The organism is Leisingera sp. XS_AS12, from assembly GCF_041224635.1.
Lineage (GTDB): Bacteria > Pseudomonadota > Alphaproteobacteria > Rhodobacterales > Rhodobacteraceae > Leisingera.
The window spans coordinates 42,064-59,133 of the sequence record NZ_JBGFGM010000074.1 but is presented as its reverse complement, the minus strand read 5'-3'; the positions used below and the strand labels follow the sequence as shown (position 1 = coordinate 59,133).

The window sequence follows — 17,070 nt, the reverse complement described above, 5'->3', positions numbered from 1 at the left end:
GGCGGGCGAGGCCGGCAAGGGCTTTGCGGTGGTCGCAAGCGAGGTGCGGGCGCTGGCGCAGCGCTCGTCCGAGGCGGCGATGGAGATCAAGACGCTGATCTCCGACAGCTCCAAGCAGGTCGAGCGCGGCGTGGATCTGGTCGGCAAGGCCGGCGAGGCGCTGCAAAGCATCGTGTCGCAGGTGACCCATATCTCGCAGCTGGTCTCCGGCATCGCCGAGGGTGCGGCGGAGCAATCCACCGGCCTGCATGAGATCAACACCGGCGTCACCCAACTGGATCAGGTGACCCAGCAGAACGCGGCGATGGTCGAACAGGCCACCGCGGCCGGGCATATGCTCAACAGCGATGCCGGGAAGCTGGCTGAGCTGGTCGGCCAGTTCCGCGTGATCGGCGGCGACGCGCAGCCTGCCGGGCCGTTTGAAACCGGTGGCAAGCGCACACCTCTTGCCGATGCCCGAAAAGGCCCCGACCCGCGGAGCAAAGCGGTCGGCACCGCCGCAGCGGTGATGGCGACCGATGGCAATGCCGCGCGCGATGTCTGGCAGGATTTCTGAACCTTAACCAGGGATGCCGCCGCACCGGCGGCGGCATCCTCTGACCATGGCAATCTGTGTCGCCCATTTCTGCGACACTGAAACGAGATTGGGGAACCCATTGTCTTCGAAGAACTTATTGATCATTACCACGGATCGAAACTTTGCCATGTCGCTGAAAAGCTACATGGAACAAACCTATCCAGGCATGAAGGTGTATCTGGCCAACAATTTGATGATGGCCTACAATCAGGCCGAGGCGGCGCAGCCGGTATTTGCCTTTGTCGAAGACGGGTTCACCAAGCTACCCGAATTCGAAATGATGATGGCGCTGTTTTCGGCCATGGACACGCGCTGGGTGTCGGTCATGGACACTTTCGGCGCGACTCCGGCCCGGAAATCTTCACCCTTGCTGGATGTCGGCGCCGGCATCTTCGAGCTGACCAAGGCGGATCACCCCAGTCAGTTCGCCCAGCATTTCGACATGATGGTGAAGGCCCCGCGCCGTGGTCGCGGCGCCGCGGTCGGCTCTGCCGCCCGCCCTGCGGCCGCGGCCGGGGGCAGCAAGAAGATGATCCTGATCGGGTCCTCTACCGGCGGGGTCGAGGCGTTGCGCAATGTCCTGGTGGGGTTCCCGTTTGACTGCCCGCCCACTCTGATCGTGCAGCATACCGGCAAGAATTTCGGCTCTGGCCTGGTGTCGCTGCTGGATCGCATCTGCCCGGCGCGGGTCCGCGCCGCCGAAGACGGGCTGACACTGGAACCCGGCTATGTCTATGTTGCGGCCGGTCAGCGCCGCCACATGGGGCTGAGCAACCGTGCCCCTCGGCGGCTACGGATGAAAGAAGGGCCGGATATTTCCGGTCATACGCCGTCTGTTGACGCGCTGTTCACCTCTGCCGTGCCATATGGAAAGGACATTGTAGCCACAATTCTGACCGGGATGGGACAGGACGGCGCCCGCGGCCTTCTGGAGCTGCGCAAGGCAGGCGCCAAAACCTTTGCCCAGGATGAGAAATCTTCGGTCGTCTATGGCATGCCCAGGGTTGCCTGGGAGATGGGGGCAGCCCAGCAGCAGGTGCCGCTGGCCCACATGGCCAGCACTCTCCTTCAGGCCAGCAAGGCCTGAACAGATCGCAGGAAGGGACGAACTAGCCTTGAACAATGTTTTTGCCAACACGAAGCCCGTGACTGTTCTGCAAGGAGACTACCGCGTGACAACGGACCCCAAGACCGTGTTCTCGACGGTTTTGGGCTCCTGCATCGCGGCCTGCATCTATGACCCCGACCGCGGGGTGGGAGGCATGAACCACTTCCTGCTGGCCAATGCCAGGGGCGGTGGGGCGGCCAACGCCCGCTATGGCATTCACGCGATGGAGCTGCTGATCAACGGCATCATGAAGAAGGGCGCGGTGCGCTCCAATCTCAAGGCCAAGGTGTTTGGCGGTGCCAAGATGTCGGTGAACCTGTCGGACATCGGCGCCGCGAATGCCGACTTCGTCCAACGGTTCCTGCGCGACGAGGGCATCCCTTGCATCTCGTCGAGCGTTGGCGGCACCTCGGCCCGGCGGGTCCGCTTCCATCCATGCTCCGGCGCGGCGCAGCAGACCCATGTGCAGGACGACCGCCAGCTGGGCGAACTGGAGCAGCGTGCCGTTGCAGCACCGCCCGTGGCCCCGGCTCCGGCTGCCGCAGGCGCAGGTGTCGTCGACCTGTTCTGACAAGATTTAGCTGCTGCTTGCCAGTCCTGGCTGGCAGCAGACGCCGTGGCGCCGTGAATTACTGATTGCCCGTATTTGCGGGCACGGTTAATTCCTTATGGGACATGACCAAGCGCAAGGCATCATCAGAGGTTACGGGCCGTCGACTGCTCCATTGGGTAGCCGTGTTGGCGGTCGTTGTCCTGTGCGGTTTCGGCTCGGTTGCCACTGCGCAGGTAACGGTCTTTGCCGCTGCAAGTACGAAGAACGCCCTGGACGAGGCGGCAGACGCCTTCACCGCGGCCACCGGCGAGGGCGTCATCCTCTCCTACGCGGCCTCCTCAGCGCTGGCGCGCCAGATTCAGCTCGGCGCGCCTGCGGATGTCTTCCTTTCGGCGAATACGACCTGGATGGATGTCTTGGAAACGGACGGTCTTGTCGCGTCTCGCAGTCGCAGCGACCTCCTCGCCAACGACCTGGTTCTGATCGCGCATGGCGCCGACGCCCCGCCGCTGGACCTTGCTCAAACCGATCTCGCCGAGGTGCTGGGCGATCGGCATCTGGCCATGGCTTTGGTCGATGCGGTTCCTGCCGGGATCTACGGCAAGGCGGCGCTGAGCACGCTCAAGCAATGGGACGCTGTGGCGCCCAAGGTGGCGCAAGCCGCCAACGTGCGCGCAGCCCTGGCACTGGTGTCCACGGGCGCGGCCCCGCTGGGTGTGGTTTATGCCACGGACGCGCGGGCAGAGCCGACGGTGTCCGTCGTTGCCACCTTTGCCGCTGACAGCCATCCGCCCATCGTCTACCCCATCGCTGCCGTGACCGCGGGCCAGCAGCAGGCGGCAGAGGCCTTCATCAAGTTCCTGAGCGGGCCGGAGAGCCAGGCCATTTTCCTGCGCCACGGTTTCAGAGCGGTCCGCAAGTGAGCGGTGTCATTGCATGGCTCGGCCCGCAGGAATGGCAGGCGGTACAGCTGTCGCTGCGGGTGTCATTCTGGGCAACCCTTGCGGCCTTACCACTGGCCCTGCTCATCGCACATGCCCTCGCCCGACGCCAGTTTCGCGGCAAGCAGCTTCTGAACGGCTTGGTGCACCTGCCCCTTGTCCTGCCGCCGGTGGTGACGGGCTATCTGCTGTTGATGGTCTTCGCGCCCAAGGCACCCGTCGGGGCAGCCCTTCAGCAATTCGGCGTGGTGTTTGCCTTTCGCTGGACCGGTGCGGCGCTGGCGGCGGCGATCATGGGATTTCCCCTGATGGTCCGCGCCATCCGCCTGTCGATCGAGGCGGTCGACCCCAAGCTGGAGGAAGCCGCGGCAACGCTGGGGGCATCGCGCCCCTGGGTGTTCATCACGGTGACCCTGCCGCTCATCCTGCCCGGGGTGCTGGCCGGGGCGGTCCTGGGGTTTGCCAAGGCGATGGGCGAATTTGGTGCCACGATCACATTTGTCTCCAACATTCCGGGCCAGACCCAGACGTTGCCTTCCGCGATATACGCCTTCCTGCAGGTGCCCGGCGGCGAAAGCGCGGCCTTGCGATTGACGCTGATCTCGGTCGCGATTGCGCTGGCCGCCTTGCTGCTGTCTGAATGGCTGGCGCGGCGGGTCGCGGCACGGGTCGGAGGACGCTGAATGCTGTCAGTCGAGCTCAAACACCGTCTGCCCGATTTTTCTCTGGACGTACGTTTTGAAGCGCCATTGGGGGTCACGGTCCTTTTCGGCCGCTCAGGAACCGGAAAAACCACCGTTGTGCAGGCGGTTGCGGGGCTGCTGTGCCCCGATCGCGCACGCATCATGGTGGATGGCGAGGTGCTGGGCGATACCGATCAACGCCATTGGCTGCCCCCACACAAGCGCCGGATGGGCTACGTGTTCCAGGACGCCCGATTGTTTCCGCATCTGACTGTCCGGCAGAACCTGCTTTATGGACAGAAATTCGCGCCCCGGGGCAGCAAGCCTGAAAGCCTGCACCGGGTGGTGGAGCTTTTGGGAATAGGATCGCTGCTTCACCGGCGGCCGGGTCTGCTGTCTGGCGGCGAAAAACAGCGGGTGGCCATTGGCCGGGCCTTGCTGTCAGCGCCGCGGATGCTGCTCGCGGATGAGCCTCTGGCAGCCCTCGACGAGGCACGCAAGGCGGAGATCCTGCCGTATTTCGAGCGGCTGCGTGATGAGATCGGCATACCGATCCTTTATGTGAGCCATTCGGCAGCCGAGGTTGCCCGACTGGCAACGACCGTTGTCGTCATGCAGGATGGCCGGGTCCGACATCAGGGCGCCGCCGCCGATGTTCTGGCCGACCCCGAGGTCATGCCGACCGGTGTCCGCTCTGCCGGCGCGCTTTTGAAAGCGCGCGTGCACTGCCACCACAGCGATGGTCTGACCGAGCTCGACGCGGGCGGGGTGGCGCTTTTTCTGCCGCGTATTGACCGCACGCCCGGCACCACCGTCCGCGTGCGCATCGCCGCGCATGAGGTGATCCTGTCGCGCCAGCGTCCCGAGGGACTGTCAGCGCTCAATATCCTTCCTGGTCAGGTCGAGCACATTCGCACCGGCAGCGGGCCGGGGGCGATGGTCTCCTTGCGAACGCCGGCGGGCAGGGTGCTCGCCCGTGTGACGCGGCGCTCGGCCGCTGCCCTGGACCTGGCCCCCGGTGTCGATTGCCACGCGGTGCTCAAGACCGTATCCATTGCTCCGGTGGACATCGGGCGGGGCCAGTGAAGACCCACCTTCAAAAATAGCAAAACAATCCTTCAGGTATCCTTGATACGGAAACAAGTTCGGTTGCGCGCAGTCGGCGGGTATCAATAGGGCAGCACTTCAGCAGGAAAGGCAGCCGATGACCAAACGATCCTACTACGCACCAGAAGGCGGGCTGCCGCCGCAGACACAGTTGCTGACCGACCGCGCCATGTTTACCGACGCCTACGCGGTGATCCCGAAGGGCACGATGAGCGACATCGTCACCAGCCTGCTGCCATTCTGGGAGAAGTCCCGTTTCTGGGTGCTGTCGCGCCCCTTGTCCGGCTTCGCCGAGACCTTCTCGCAGTACATCGCCGAGGTGCTGCCCGGTGGCGGCAGTGACCGGCCGGAGACCGAAGCCGACACCGAGGCGGTGCTGTTCGTGGTGCAGGGCGCGATGACGCTCACCATCGACGGCGCAGTCCATGAGATGGAAGAAGGCGGCTATGCCTACTTGCCCCCCGCCGCCGACTGGAGCCTGCGCAACAACAGCGATGCGCCGGTGCGGTTCCACTGGATCCGCAAGGCTTATCAGGCGGTTGCGGGGCTTGACGCGCCCGACGCCTTTGTCACCAACGAAAACCATGTCGACCCGACCCCGATGCCGGGCACCGAGGGCAAATGGGCCACCACACGCTTTGTCGATCCCAACGACCTGCGCCACGACATGCATGTGACCATCGTCACCTTTGAACCCGGCGCGGTGATCCCCTTTGCCGAGACTCATGTGATGGAACACGGGCTGTACGTGCTGGAGGGCAAGGCGGTCTACCGTCTGAACCAAGACTGGGTCGAGGTCGAGGCCGGCGATTACATGTGGCTGCGCGCCTTCTGCCCGCAGGCCTGCTATGCCGGCGGACCGGGCAAGTTCCGTTACCTGCTCTACAAGGATGTGAACCGCCACATGCCGCTGGCACCGCAGCGCTGATGCGGTAGTTCTGACAATCCAAGAATTAGCGCCTTGGACCCTTGATGGTTCCGGGGCGTTCTTTGCATTCTGGGCCGTAAGACTGCCGTCAGCCCGCCGGGGCACCCAGCCCGTGCGACAGCTTGGCCGCGGCCTCCTTGACCAGGGTGCCAATTCCGCTGATGCCGCCGTCAGGCATCCGCGCGGTCGGGCCGGAAACCGAAATCCCCGCCAGCACCTCGCCCTGCATGCCCAGGACAGGCGCTGCAACGCAGCGCATTCCCGGCGCTTTTTCCTCGTCGTCGAAGGACCAACCACGACTGCGGATCTGTTCCAGATCCGCGCGCAAAGCATCCGCCGAGGTCAAGGTTTTCGCGGTAAAACGCTCCAGCGTGCGGCCTCGCAGGAACCGGGCCAGCTGGTGGTCGCCGTAACAGCTCAGCAATGCCTTGCCGATGCCCGAGGCGTGCATCGGCGACGTGGTTCCCGGCGGAAAGAAGGCGCGGATCGATTCATGGGTTTCCACCTGGCTCACGAACATCACGTCACCGCCGCGTTCGATGCCGAGGTTGGAGGTCTCACCAGTCGCCTCCATCAGCTCGCGCATTACCGGTCGGGCGCGTTCGATCACGCCAGAACGACGCAGGAAGGCAGAGCCGAGGCGAAAGGCCATCGCGCCGATATGCCAGGTCTGCGTCTGCGGCTCCATCTCGACGATCTGGCGCGCCTCCAGCGTGGACAGCACCCGGTACATGGTGGCCGCCGACTGGTCCAGCGCGGTGGCAAGCTCGGTCAGCGTCATGCCACTGGCCCCGGCCAGCGCATCCAGCACGTCCAACGCCCGGTCCAGCGACTGGATGGTGGCAGGCTGGCTGCTGGCGTTGAACGCTTTGGGGCGCCCCTTGCGACGCGGTGCCTGCGACATTTTCAAGCCTCCCAAGGCAATTCCAACAGCAGCTTATGGATAATTATGAAAACGCATTCTGTACAGTGAAAAAACTAAAGCACTTGAATTCATGCGAAAATTCTGACTTTTCTACATTTATGAAAGCTTTTTTCAAAAAAATTTCCCTCCGCGCCGCCCCATATTAAGGTGCAGGAAATCGCCACAGGAGGGCACGACATGAGCTTTCAAAACCCGGTTTTCATTCCCGGTCCCACCAACATGCCCGAAGCGCTGCGCAAGGCAGTGGACATGCCGACGCTGGACCACCGCTCGCCGCTGTTCGGCCAGATCCTGCATCCGGCACTGGCCGGAGTGAAGAAGGTTCTGAAAAGCGAAACCGCCGAGATCTTCGTCTTCCCGTCCACCGGCACCGGCGGCTGGGAAACCGCGATCACCAACACGCTGAACGCCGGTGACAAGGTTCTGGCGGCGCGCAACGGCATGTTCAGCCACCGCTGGATCGACATGTGCCAGCGTCACGGGCTGGACGTGCAGGTTGTTGAAACCCCGTGGGGGCAGGGCATCCCGGCGGACCGCTACGAGGAAATCCTGACCGCCGACACATCGCACGAGATCAAGGTGGTTCTGGCGACCCACAACGAGACCGCAACCGGCGTGAAGTCCGACATCGCCGCCGTCCGCCGTGCGTTGGATGCAGCCGGTCACCCGGCGCTGCTGTTTGTCGACGGCGTGTCCTCGATCGCCTCGATGGATTTCCGCATGGACGAATGGGGTGTCGACATTGCCGTCACCGGCTCGCAAAAGGGCTTCATGCTGCCGCCGGGCCTCGCCATCGTCGGCTTCTCGCCACGGGCAATGGAGGCCGCCAAGACCGCGACCCTGCCGCGCACCTTCTTTGATATCAAGGACATGGCCGCAGGCTACGCCAACAGCGCCTACCCCTACACGCCTTCCGTCGGCCTGCTGAACGGTCTGAACATGGCTTGTGGTATGCTGTTGGACGAAGGGCTGGAGAATGTCTTTGCCCGCCACCACCGGATTGCTGAGGGCGTCCGCGCCGCAGTCCGCGCCTGGGGGCTGGAGCTGTGCGCGGTGTCGCCGGACGTCTACTCAGACAGCGTCAGCGCAATCCGCACGCCTGAAGGCTTTGACGCCAACAAGTTCGTCAGCCTCGCGGCCGAGAAATACGGCGTCGCCTTCGGCACGGGCCTGGGTGAGGTTGCGGGCAAGGTGTTCCGCATCGGCCATCTGGGCAGCCTGACCGACGTGATGGCCCTGTCGGGCATCGCAACCGCCGAAATGGTGATGGCCGACCTTGGCCTGAACATCCCGCTGGGCTCTGGCGTGGCGGCAGCGCAGGACTACTACCGCGGCAACACCGCCTCCAGCGCCAAGGCTGCCGCCTGATGAAGGATACCGCTATGTATATCCCGACCTACGAGGACATGCTGGCCGCGCATGAGCGCATTCAGCCGCACATCCGGCGCACGCCGGTGCGCACCTCTGCCTTTCTGAATGAGCTGACCGGCGCGGAGCTGTTCTTCAAATGCGAGAACTTCCAGGAGCCGGGCGCCTTCAAGGTGCGCGGCGCCACCAACGCGGTGTTCGGACTGGATGAGGAACAGGCGAAGAAGGGCGTCGCGACGCATTCCTCGGGCAACCATGCGTCCTGCCTGTCCTACGCCGCGATGCTGCGCGGCATTCCTTGCAACGTGGTCATGCCGCGCACCGCGCCGCAGGCCAAGAAGGACACCGTGCGCCGTTACGGCGGGGTGATCACCGAGTGCGAGCCCTCTACCTCCTCTCGGGAGGAGACCTTTGCCAAGGTGCAGGCCGAGACCGGCGGCGATTTCGTGCATCCCTACAATGACCACCGCGTCATCGCGGGGCAGGGCACCTGCGCCAAGGAATTCGTCGAGCAGACCGACGGGCTCGACATGGTGGTGGCCCCGATCGGCGGCGGCGGCATGATCTCCGGCACCTGCCTGACGCTGTCCAACCTGGCGCCGGAAACCCAGGTGATCGCGGCTGAACCGGAGCAGGCCGACGACGCCTACCGTAGCTTCAAGGCGGGCTACATCATCGCCGATGATGCGCCTAAGACCGTGGCCGACGGGCTGCTGGTTCCGCTGAAGGATCTGACCTGGCATTTCGTCAGCAACCACGTCAGCGAGATCCACACCGCCTCGGACGCGGAGATCATCGAGGCGATGAAGCTGATCTGGAAGCACCTGCGGATCGTGATGGAGCCGTCCTCCGCGGTCCCACTCGCCATCATTCTGAAAAACAAGGACGCCTTCGCGGGCAAACGCGTGGGCCTGATCGTCACCGGCGGCAATGTCGACCTCGACAAACTGCCCTGGATGAACAGCTAAACTGGGGAACAAAACAATGAACGCACAGACAAATTTTGATCAACTCGAAGTCGGCTATGACGTCCCGGCGGTCCCGGGCATGGACGAGGCCGACATCCAGACACCCGCGCTTGTGCTGGACCTGGACGCGCTGGAGCGCAACATCAAGAAGATGGGCGACTACGCCAAGGCGCACGGCATGCGCCACCGGGTGCACGGCAAGATGCACAAGTCAGTGGATGTGGCCAAGCTGCAGGAAAAGCTCGGCGGCGCGGTTGGCGTCTGCTGCCAGAAGGTCTCCGAGGCCGAGGTTTTTGCCCGTGGCGGCATCAAGGACATCCTGGTGTCCAACCAGGTCCGCGACCCGCTGAAGATCGACCGACTGGCCCGCCTGCCCAAGCTGGGCGCGCGTACCATCGTCTGCGTTGATGACATCGACAACGTGGCCGACCTGTCGGCAGCGGCGCAAAAGCACGGCACCGAGCTGGAAGTCTTTGTCGAGATCGACTGCGGCGCGGGCCGCTGCGGCGTAACCACGACTGAGGCGGTTGTTGAAATCGCCAAGGCCGTGAACGCGGCAGAGAACCTCAAGTTCTCCGGCATCCAGGCCTATCAGGGCGCCATGCAGCACATGCACAGCTACGAGGACCGCAAGGCCAAGCTGGACATCGCCATCGCGCAGGTTGCCGATGCGGTCGAAGGCTTGAAGAAGGAAGGCATCGAGTGCGAGCTGGTGTCTGGCGGCGGCACCGGCTCCTACTATTTCGAGTCGAACTCGGGCGTTTACAACGAGTTGCAGTGCGGCTCCTACGCCTTCATGGATGCGGATTACGGTCGCATCCTGGACAAGGACGGCAACCGCATCGACCAGGGCGAGTGGGAAAACGCCTTCTTCCTGCTGACCCAGGTGATGAGCCACGCCAAGGCCGACAAGGCCATCGTCGATGCCGGCCTCAAGGCGCAATCCGTGGACAGCGGCCTGCCCTTCATCTTCGGCCGCGACGACGTGGCATACATCAAATGCTCAGACGAGCATGGCGTGGTATCCGACCCGACCGGTGCGCTGAAAGTCGGCGACAAGCTGCGCCTGGTGCCCGGCCACTGCGACCCCACCGCCAACGTGCATGACTGGTACGTTGGCGTGCGGAACGGCAAGGTCGAATGCGTCTGGCCCGTCTCGGCCCGCGGCAAGGCCTACTAAGAACGATCCCCAGACTGGCGGAGGTGCGCAAGCCGCCCTCCGCCGGCTTTTTTGGGGTCGTGCAACAACGATTTCCAGCCTGGCGGCACCCCGTCCAAGGGCTGCGCCAACTGCTGAGGAGAAACAGACATGTATATCGTTCCGGAAAAAGCGATTGCCGACCTGGTGACCCGCGATGCGTCCTTCGATGCGGTCGAAAAAGTCTTTGCGGCGATGGCCGCGGGCGACGCCTACAACTTCCCCGTTGTGCGCGAGGCAATCGGCCACGAAGAGGCGCTCTACGGCTTCAAGGGCGGCTTTGACCGCGCGGGCCTGACGCTGGGCCTGAAGGCCGGGGGATACTGGCCGAACAACCTGGAAAAGCGCGGACTGATCAACCACCAGTCCACTGTCTTCCTGTTCGATCCCGACACCGGCAAGGTGAAGGCGATGGTGGGCGGCAATCTCTTGACCGCGCTGCGCACGGCGGCGGCGTCCTCTGTCTCGATCAAGCATCTGGCCCGCAAGGACGCCAAGGTGATCGGCATGATCGGTGCGGGCCATCAGGCCAAGTTCCAGCTGCGCGCCGCGCTGGAGCAGCGCGAGTTTGAAAAAGTGATCGGCTGGAACCTGCATCCTGAGATGCTGCCGAACCTGCAGGAGGTGGCCGACGAGGCTGGCGTGCCGTTCGAGGCGGTTGAGCTGGACGGCATGCGCGAAGCGGATGTGATCATCTCGATCACCTCGTCCTTCGATGCGATCCTGAAGGCCGATCAGGTCAGCCCCGGCACGCACATCGCCTGCATGGGCACCGACACCAAAGGCAAACAGGAAGTCGACCCGCAGCTGCTGGTTAAGGCCGACGTCTTCACCGACGAGGTCGCCCAGTCGGTCTCCATCGGCGAGGCGCAGCACGCGGTGGCGCAAGGTCTGATCCAGGAGGCAGACGTTGCCCAGATCGGCGCGGTCATCAACGGCACCAACCCGGGCCGCACTTCTGACGACCAGATCACCCTGTTCGACGGCACCGGCGTCGGGCTTCAGGATCTGGCCGTCGCGGCCTCTGTCGTTGAGGTCGCGGTGGAAAAGGGCATCGCCATCGAGGTCGATTTCTAAGCCCCAGCCAGAAACATTTTCTGCAATTATCCGCGTAGCGGATCGGCAGGAGAGAGGTGTACCTCTCTCCTGCTTTTTCTTGGGAGACGCCAAACATGTATCTTGGACTGAGCCTGCTGGTGGTGGGCGTGGTGCTGTGCCTGAACGGCATCTGGCAGACGGGCCGTATCCAGGACCGGGAAATCATCCTGATCAATGCGGTGGCGGCGCTGGTGTTCTTTGCCATCGTGCTGCTGACCGCGCTGGCGGCGGGCCAGCCTGCCGATCTGCTGGATGCGGGCATGACGCTGCTGTTCGGCACCACCTACCTGTGGGTCGCCTACAACCGGGCAACCGGCTCCAGCGGCGAGGGGCTGGGCTGGTTCAGCGGTCTCGTGGCGCTGACCGCGGCGCCGATGGCCCTGCGGGTGCTGGCGCAGGCGGACGGGATCTTCGATCTGTGGCTCGCGGCCTGCTGGGCGGCCTGGGCCGGGCTGTGGTTCCTGTATTTCCTGAACCTCGCCCTGCGCCGCGGCAGCGCCCGGCTGACCAGTACCGCAACGCTGTTCTGCGGCGTCTTCACCGGCTGGCTGCCGGGTCTGGCGGTGCTGCACGGGATTGCCCTGTAACCTCCCACGGAAAAAGCCGGCCCAAGCACGGGCCGGCTTTCTGTTTTTGGTTGCTTGCCGGCCTGGCTCAGGCGCGGTCTTCCTGCGGCAGCGATCCGCGGCCATGCCCACTCAGCCCGCCCGAGACTTCCTCGGTGGCTTCACCCGCCAGATCCTGCGGCAGCAGCAGGTTCAGCACGATGGCAATCAGCGCCGCCGGCAGCAGACCGCTGGTCAGCAGGATGCGCGCTGTATCCGGCATATGCTGCAGCGCGCCGGGCTCCAGCTGCAGGCCGAGGCCGATGGAGAGCGCAATGGCGAAGATCACCATGTTGCGGCGGTTCCAGTCCACGTCCGACAGCATCGAGACACCTGCCGCGACCACCATGCCGAACATCACGATCACGCCGCCGCCCAGCACCTCGATCGGCACCGTGCGGATCACCGCGCCCACCTTCGGAACCAGCCCGCAGATGATCAGGAAGATCGCGCCGCAGGTCACCACGTGGCGGCTCATCACGCCGGTCATGGCGATCAGGCCCACGTTCTGGCTGAACGAGGTGTTGGGGAAAGCGCCGAACAGACCCGCAAAGGCGGTGCCGACACCATCGGCATAGGTGGCGCCTGCGATTTCCTCCTCGGTGGCTTCGCGGCCCGCGCCCCCCTTGGTCACGCCGGACACATCGCCCACGGTCTCCACCGCCGAGACAAAGCTCATCAGGCAGAAACCGATGATGGCGGCTGCAGAGAACTCGACCCCGTATTTGAACGGCTGCGGCAGGGCAAAGGCGGCGGCGCGCTCCCAGGAGCCGGAGATCGCCTCGAAGCTCAGCATGCCGACCATCAGCGCGTAGACATAGCCCACGATCAGCCCCAGCAGCACCGCCGAGACCGACAGCATCCCCTTGGTGAAGAACTTGAGCCCCAGGGTGACCACGATCACCACCAGCGCGGCGGACCAGTTCAGCAGAGAGCCATATTCCGGCGTGCCGATCGCAGGCACACCGCCTGCGGCGTACTGGATGCCGACCTTGACCAGTGCCAGACCGATCATGGTGACCACGAGGCCAGTGACCAGCGGCGGCAGGGCAAAGCGGATCTTGCCGATCACCGTCCCCAGAAGGCCGTGGAAGATACCGCCGACGATGACGCCGGTGAACAGGGCGGCGAGACCATCAACGCCCTTGCCCGCAACCAGCGGGATCATGATTGGCAGGAAAGCAAACGACGTGCCCTGAACAATCGGCAGCGCCGAGCCGATCGGCCCCAGGGTGAGGGTCTGCAACAGGGTGGCGATACCGGCGAACAGCATCGACATCTGGATCAGGTAGAGCAGTTCCGGAAAATCCGGCGAGTTGGAGCCAAAGCCGAAACCGGCCGCGCCCGCCACGATGATCGCCGGTGTCACGTTCGAGACGAACATAGCGAGCACGTGCTGGATTCCCAGCGGAATCGCCTTGTGCAAAGGGGGGGTGTAATTGGGATCGCGCAGCTGTTCTGGCGTCCCGATGGAAGTATCGGCCATGGGGGTCTCCTGTCGGTCATGGGGATCTTGCCGCTTCTTGTTTTTATGGCGGCTTCGGTTTGTGTGGTCAGGCCGAGGACCTCAGCCTGAAACCACCGTAAAGGGGTCCTCGAACCAGTGTTCCTCCAGGTTCGGGGTATCGCCGATGCGGTCGACGACGATGTATTGGCCGGGGGCACCCAGCGGGGCCAGAACCCCGTGCCAGGTGCCCCGGCGCAGGTTGATCGACTGGCCCGGCTGGCTGATGAAGGCCTGCGGATTGACCGGGACGCCATCCGCGTCCTCGGCCACCACCACCAGCATCGGCACGCCGCTGACCGGCACGAAGGCCTGGCTGCCTTCCGGGTGCCGCTCCACCATGTCGAGCGTATAGGGCAGCTGCCGGGCCTTGGCGTCGAACAGGCTGATGCCCGCCCGCCCGCCGGGGCCAAAGTCGAGCGTTGCGCGGTCGTGGTGACGACCGCACATGCCCTGGTTGATGATCTTGTCCGGCGCGCCGGTGACCTCGATCACATCGCCAAAAGGCGCAAACGCCGCCGCTGTCAGCGGCGCTGCGATCAGCTCACGGCTCATGGCAGCAGGTCCTGCAGGCGGAACTGGGCGATACGCTCCACCTGGCGGCAGGCCTCGTCGAACTCGGTCGCGCGGTCGTTGCCGATGCGGCGATCGAAGGCCTCCATGATCGAGGCCTTGGTGTGGTCGCGCACCGCGATGATGAAGGGAAAGCCGTGCTTCTCCACATATTCGGTGTTGAGCCGGGTGAAAGTCTCGCGCTCCTCATCCGTCAGCATATCCAGGCCGGCGCTGGACTGTTCCGCGGTGCTCTCGGCGGTCAGACGGCCTGCGGCGGCCAGCTTGCCCGCCAGATCCGGGTGCGCGGTCAGCACGCCCAGGCGTTCTTCCTCGCTGGCGGTGCGGAAGATCCGGCACAGCGCGTTGTGGACACCTGCGGCGCAGTCATGCGCGGGACCCAGCTCCAGATCAAAGGCACGGTCGGCGATCCAGGGCGAATGCTCGAAGATCGAGCCGAACTTCGCCACGAATTCGTCCCGTGCCATCCGGCTGGGGCGCAAGCGCGTCTGCGGCGGATGGATCGCCGCCCAATGCTCGGCAATGTCGATGCGGCGCGGGCACCAGACGCCCTCGAACCCCTGGATATAGTCGATGAAGCGCTTCAGCCCGGCGATCTTGCCCGGACGCCCCACCAGGCGGCAGTGCAGGCCGATGGTCATCATCTTCGGCGCTCCGGCCTCGCCCTCGGCATAGATCACGTCGAACGCATCCTTCAGGTACTGGAAGAAATGCTCGCCCGTGATCCAGCCCGGCGAATTGGCAAAGCGCATGTCATTGGCTTCCAGCGTGTAGGGGATGATCAGCTGATCGCGCCCGTTCACGTCCAGCCAGTAGGGCAGATCGTCGTCGTAAGTGTCCGAGATGTAGTCAAACCCGCCCTCTTCGGCGACAAGGCGCACGGTGTTGGCGCTGCAGCGGCCGGTGTACCAGCCGCGCGGGCGCTCACCCACGACCTCGGTGTGCAGGCGCACGGCCTCGGCGATGGCAGCGCGCTCCTCTTCCTCGGGCATGTCCTTGTGCTCGACCCATTTCAGACCGTGCGAGGCAATCTCCCAATCGGCGTCCTTCATCGCCTGCACCTGCTCGGGTGAGCGCGCAAGGGCGGTGGCAACACCGTAGATGGTCACCGGGATGCCCGCGCCGGTGAACAGCCGGTGCAGCCGCCAGAATCCGGCACGGCTGCCGTATTCATAGATCGATTCCATGTTCCAGTGGCGCTGGCCCGGCCATTGGGCCGCACCGGGGATGTCGGACAAAAACGCCTCGGATGCGGCGTCCCCGTGCAGAACACAGTTTTCACCGCCTTCTTCGTAGTTGAGGACAAATTGCACGGCGGCCTTGGCCCCGTTGGGCCACTGCGGATCGGGTGCGGATGCACCGTAACCGCGCAAATCACGAGGGTATCGCGTCACGTCAGGTCTCCTGTCTTTTTCCTAGTTATAGAACAAAATAATCGCTCCGGGCTTTCAGTAAATTTTTGAAAGAACTTTTTGGCCTTTCCTTCTGTATGGTCCGCCCCGGACGGCGCATATTTGACCAAACTTCATGACTAAGGAGGCTGGCATGGCCGGATTTCTGACCACCCATGTTCTGGACACCGCCCGCGGCTGCCCGGCAGAAGGGCTGAAAATCGATCTCTACCGGATCGAAGGCACTGAGCGCACCCATCTGCGCAGCCTGACCACCAATGACGACGGCCGCACCGACGAGCAGATCCTGCCCGCCGCCGAATTCGCCACCGGCACCTATGAGCTGGTGTTCCATGCAGGCGATTACCTGCGCGCCACCGGCCAGGCCGGGGCCGATCCGCTGTTCCTTGACGAAGTGCCGCTGCGCTTTGGCATCAGCGAGGCGGACAGCCACTATCACGTGCCGCTGCTGCTGTCGCCCTACGGCTATTCCACCTACCGCGGCAGCTGAACCAACTCTTCCAACATCGCTCTCCTCCCGCTTGGCTCTGGCCGGCGGTTCCCGCCCTGGGCAACCGGGGCGGGCTTTTTATTCCTGCGGCAGCGATGCCTGGATGTGATCCACCATGAAGTCCATGAACAAACGGACCTTCGGGTCCTGGTGGCGGCGGTGGACGTAAAGGCAGGCCATCTGGATCGGCACCGGCGGCTCCTGCTCCAGTACCGGCACCAGCCGGCCCGAGGCCAGGTGCTCGGAGATCTCGAAGACCGGCTTCAGGATGATCCCGTGCCCCTCCAGCGCCCAGCTTGTCAGCACATCGCCATGGTCCGATTCGAACGGGCCCGTCACCGTCACCCGCTTGACCCCGTCCCCGCTGCGCAGCGGCCACTGGAACTCCGGCGCGCCGGGATAGCGCAGATTGAGACAGTCATGCGCATCCGTCTTCAGCTCGTCGCTGTTTTTCGGCTGGCCGCGCTTGCGGATATACTCCGGCGAGGCACACAGCACCCGCGGGCAATCGGCGATCTTGCGGATGCGCAGGTTTGAATCTTCGGGCACGCCGAGGAAAAAAGAGGCATCCAGCCCCTCGGCCGCCAAATCCAGCTTGCGGTCCGACAGCCGCAACCGGATCGAAATCAGCGGATAGGCTTCCTTGAACTTCGGCACCGCCGGCGCAATCAGCCGCCGCCCCAGCCCCAGGGGGGCGGCCACATACAGCGTGCCACGCGGCGTCTGGGTGACGCTGCTGATGTCGGCCTCTGCCTCGTCCACCGCCTCCAGGATCTTGACCGCACCGCGGTAGAACAGGTTGCCCTGCTCGGTCGGGTTCAAAAGCCGCGTTGTGCGCTGGAACAGACGCACGTTCAGGTGCTCCTCCAGCTGCGAAATCCGCGAGGACGCCACCGCTGCCGAGATCCGCATGTCGCGCGCAGCGGCCGACATGTTGCCAAGTTCATAGACCCGGACAAAGGTGCGGATGTTGTCGAGATAAGCCATGCGGATATTCTTCGAGTTATTTTGAAACAGCTTGGACTTTTTACC

At 64.1% G+C, this 17,070-nt stretch carries 18 protein-coding genes; 13 read left to right on the top strand and 5 right to left on the bottom strand.

What is annotated here, in order from left to right; genetic code table 11:
- From AB9K35_RS06195 to AB9K35_RS06165, 7 genes are all read left to right on the top strand, one after another.
- The coding region (locus tag AB9K35_RS06195; RefSeq protein WP_369924912.1) for a methyl-accepting chemotaxis protein at window positions 1–556 on the top strand (556 nt) is incomplete at its 5' end.
- 148 nt (window positions 557–704) lie between these two features.
- On the top strand, window positions 705–1,664 hold the full coding sequence (locus tag AB9K35_RS06190; protein WP_369924911.1) for a CheB methylesterase domain-containing protein: 960 nt from the start codon (window positions 705–707) through the stop codon (window positions 1,662–1,664).
- 28 nt (window positions 1,665–1,692) lie between these two features.
- The gene (locus AB9K35_RS06185) at window positions 1,693–2,256 is read left to right on the top strand and encodes a chemotaxis protein CheD (protein WP_369924910.1); all 564 of its coding nucleotides are present in this window, start codon (window positions 1,693–1,695) and stop codon (window positions 2,254–2,256) included.
- Between the two features lie 104 nt (window positions 2,257–2,360).
- A complete protein-coding gene (modA, locus tag AB9K35_RS06180) occupies window positions 2,361–3,161 on the top strand; it encodes a molybdate ABC transporter substrate-binding protein (RefSeq protein ID WP_369924909.1) in 801 nt (266 codons plus the stop codon).
- 8 nt (window positions 3,162–3,169) lie between these two features.
- On the top strand, window positions 3,170–3,862 hold the full coding sequence (gene modB, locus AB9K35_RS06175; RefSeq protein WP_369924914.1) for a molybdate ABC transporter permease subunit: 693 nt from the start codon (window positions 3,170–3,172) through the stop codon (window positions 3,860–3,862).
- Window positions 3,863–4,948: a molybdenum ABC transporter ATP-binding protein gene (gene modC, locus AB9K35_RS06170; RefSeq protein WP_369924908.1), complete on the top strand. Its 1,086-nt coding sequence runs from the start codon at window positions 3,863–3,865 to the stop codon at window positions 4,946–4,948.
- 118 nt (window positions 4,949–5,066) lie between these two features.
- On the top strand, window positions 5,067–5,897 hold the full coding sequence (locus AB9K35_RS06165) for a bifunctional allantoicase/(S)-ureidoglycine aminohydrolase (RefSeq protein WP_369924907.1): 831 nt from the start codon (window positions 5,067–5,069) through the stop codon (window positions 5,895–5,897).
- Window positions 5,898–5,985: 88 nt separating this feature from the next.
- On the opposite strand, the gene bhcR is transcribed toward AB9K35_RS06165, so the two are convergent.
- Window positions 5,986–6,801, bottom strand: a complete 816-nt coding sequence (bhcR, locus tag AB9K35_RS06160) for an HTH-type transcriptional regulator BhcR (RefSeq protein ID WP_369924906.1) — start codon at window positions 6,799–6,801, stop codon at window positions 5,986–5,988.
- Window positions 6,802–6,999: 198 nt separating this feature from the next.
- On the opposite strand from bhcR, the gene bhcA reads away from it, so the two are divergent.
- From bhcA to AB9K35_RS06135, 5 genes are all read left to right on the top strand, one after another.
- A complete protein-coding gene (bhcA, locus tag AB9K35_RS06155) occupies window positions 7,000–8,190 on the top strand; it encodes an L-aspartate--glyoxylate aminotransferase BhcA (protein ID WP_369924905.1) in 1,191 nt (396 codons plus the stop codon).
- Window positions 8,190–9,158 carry a beta-hydroxyaspartate dehydratase BhcB gene (bhcB, locus tag AB9K35_RS06150; protein WP_369924904.1) on the top strand — a complete coding sequence of 323 codons (969 nt, stop codon included), beginning with the start codon at window positions 8,190–8,192 and terminating at the stop codon, window positions 9,156–9,158. Before bhcA ends, bhcB begins: the two co-directional genes overlap by 1 nt.
- A 16-nt stretch (window positions 9,159–9,174) precedes the next feature.
- Window positions 9,175–10,338, top strand: a complete 1,164-nt coding sequence (gene bhcC / locus AB9K35_RS06145) for a 3-hydroxy-D-aspartate aldolase BhcC (protein WP_369924903.1) — start codon at window positions 9,175–9,177, stop codon at window positions 10,336–10,338.
- Between the two features lie 129 nt (window positions 10,339–10,467).
- Window positions 10,468–11,433, top strand: coding sequence for an iminosuccinate reductase BhcD (gene bhcD, locus AB9K35_RS06140; protein WP_369924902.1), 966 nt, complete (start codon window positions 10,468–10,470; stop codon window positions 11,431–11,433).
- Window positions 11,434–11,528: 95 nt separating this feature from the next.
- Entirely contained in the window at window positions 11,529–12,041 is a 513-nt protein-coding gene (locus AB9K35_RS06135; protein WP_369924901.1) for an AmiS/UreI family transporter, read from the top strand.
- A 67-nt stretch (window positions 12,042–12,108) separates the two neighbouring features.
- Here the strand turns inward: AB9K35_RS06135 and AB9K35_RS06130 are convergent, their stop codons facing one another.
- The 3 genes from AB9K35_RS06130 to puuE form a co-directional block, all read right to left on the bottom strand.
- Complete coding sequence (locus tag AB9K35_RS06130) at window positions 12,109–13,545, bottom strand: nucleobase:cation symporter-2 family protein (protein ID WP_222456005.1); 1,437 nt, start codon at window positions 13,543–13,545, stop codon at window positions 12,109–12,111.
- A gap of 81 nt (window positions 13,546–13,626) precedes the next feature.
- Entirely contained in the window at window positions 13,627–14,118 is a 492-nt protein-coding gene (locus AB9K35_RS06125; RefSeq protein WP_369924900.1) for an ureidoglycolate lyase, read from the bottom strand.
- Window positions 14,115–15,530, bottom strand: coding sequence for an allantoinase PuuE (puuE, locus tag AB9K35_RS06120; protein WP_369924899.1), 1,416 nt, complete (start codon window positions 15,528–15,530; stop codon window positions 14,115–14,117). The genes AB9K35_RS06125 and puuE overlap by 4 nt, the downstream gene beginning before the upstream one ends.
- A 151-nt stretch (window positions 15,531–15,681) precedes the next feature.
- Here puuE and uraH point away from each other — a divergent pair, with 151 nt between their 5' ends.
- Window positions 15,682–16,038, top strand: a complete 357-nt coding sequence (uraH, locus tag AB9K35_RS06115) for a hydroxyisourate hydrolase (RefSeq protein WP_369924898.1) — start codon at window positions 15,682–15,684, stop codon at window positions 16,036–16,038.
- A gap of 78 nt (window positions 16,039–16,116) precedes the next feature.
- Here uraH and AB9K35_RS06110 read toward each other — a convergent pair whose 3' ends face one another.
- On the bottom strand, window positions 16,117–17,025 hold the full coding sequence (locus AB9K35_RS06110) for a LysR family transcriptional regulator (protein ID WP_222456001.1): 909 nt from the start codon (window positions 17,023–17,025) through the stop codon (window positions 16,117–16,119).
- Between the last annotated feature and the right edge of the window lie 45 nt (window positions 17,026–17,070).

Excerpts from the sequence above, each read along its gene's own strand:
- AB9K35_RS06190 (WP_369924911.1), top strand. The coding sequence starts at position 705 with ATGTCGCTGAAAAGCTACATGGAACAAACCTATCCAGGCATGAAGGTG.
- modA (WP_369924909.1), top strand. The coding sequence starts at position 2,361 with ATGACCAAGCGCAAGGCATCATCAGAGGTTACGGGCCGTCGACTGCTC.
- modC (WP_369924908.1), top strand. The coding sequence starts at position 3,863 with ATGCTGTCAGTCGAGCTCAAACACCGTCTGCCCGATTTTTCTCTGGAC.
- AB9K35_RS06165 (WP_369924907.1), top strand. The coding sequence starts at position 5,067 with ATGACCAAACGATCCTACTACGCACCAGAAGGCGGGCTGCCGCCGCAG.
- bhcR (WP_369924906.1), bottom strand. The coding sequence starts at position 6,801 with ATGTCGCAGGCACCGCGTCGCAAGGGGCGCCCCAAAGCGTTCAACGCC.
- bhcA (WP_369924905.1), top strand. The coding sequence starts at position 7,000 with ATGAGCTTTCAAAACCCGGTTTTCATTCCCGGTCCCACCAACATGCCC.
- bhcB (WP_369924904.1), top strand. The coding sequence starts at position 8,190 with ATGAAGGATACCGCTATGTATATCCCGACCTACGAGGACATGCTGGCC.
- bhcC (WP_369924903.1), top strand. The coding sequence starts at position 9,175 with ATGAACGCACAGACAAATTTTGATCAACTCGAAGTCGGCTATGACGTC.
- bhcD (WP_369924902.1), top strand. The coding sequence starts at position 10,468 with ATGTATATCGTTCCGGAAAAAGCGATTGCCGACCTGGTGACCCGCGAT.
- AB9K35_RS06135 (WP_369924901.1), top strand. The coding sequence starts at position 11,529 with ATGTATCTTGGACTGAGCCTGCTGGTGGTGGGCGTGGTGCTGTGCCTG.
- AB9K35_RS06130 (WP_222456005.1), bottom strand. The coding sequence starts at position 13,545 with ATGGCCGATACTTCCATCGGGACGCCAGAACAGCTGCGCGATCCCAAT.
- AB9K35_RS06125 (WP_369924900.1), bottom strand. The coding sequence starts at position 14,118 with ATGAGCCGTGAGCTGATCGCAGCGCCGCTGACAGCGGCGGCGTTTGCG.
- uraH (WP_369924898.1), top strand. The coding sequence starts at position 15,682 with ATGGCCGGATTTCTGACCACCCATGTTCTGGACACCGCCCGCGGCTGC.
- AB9K35_RS06110 (WP_222456001.1), bottom strand. The coding sequence starts at position 17,025 with ATGGCTTATCTCGACAACATCCGCACCTTTGTCCGGGTCTATGAACTT.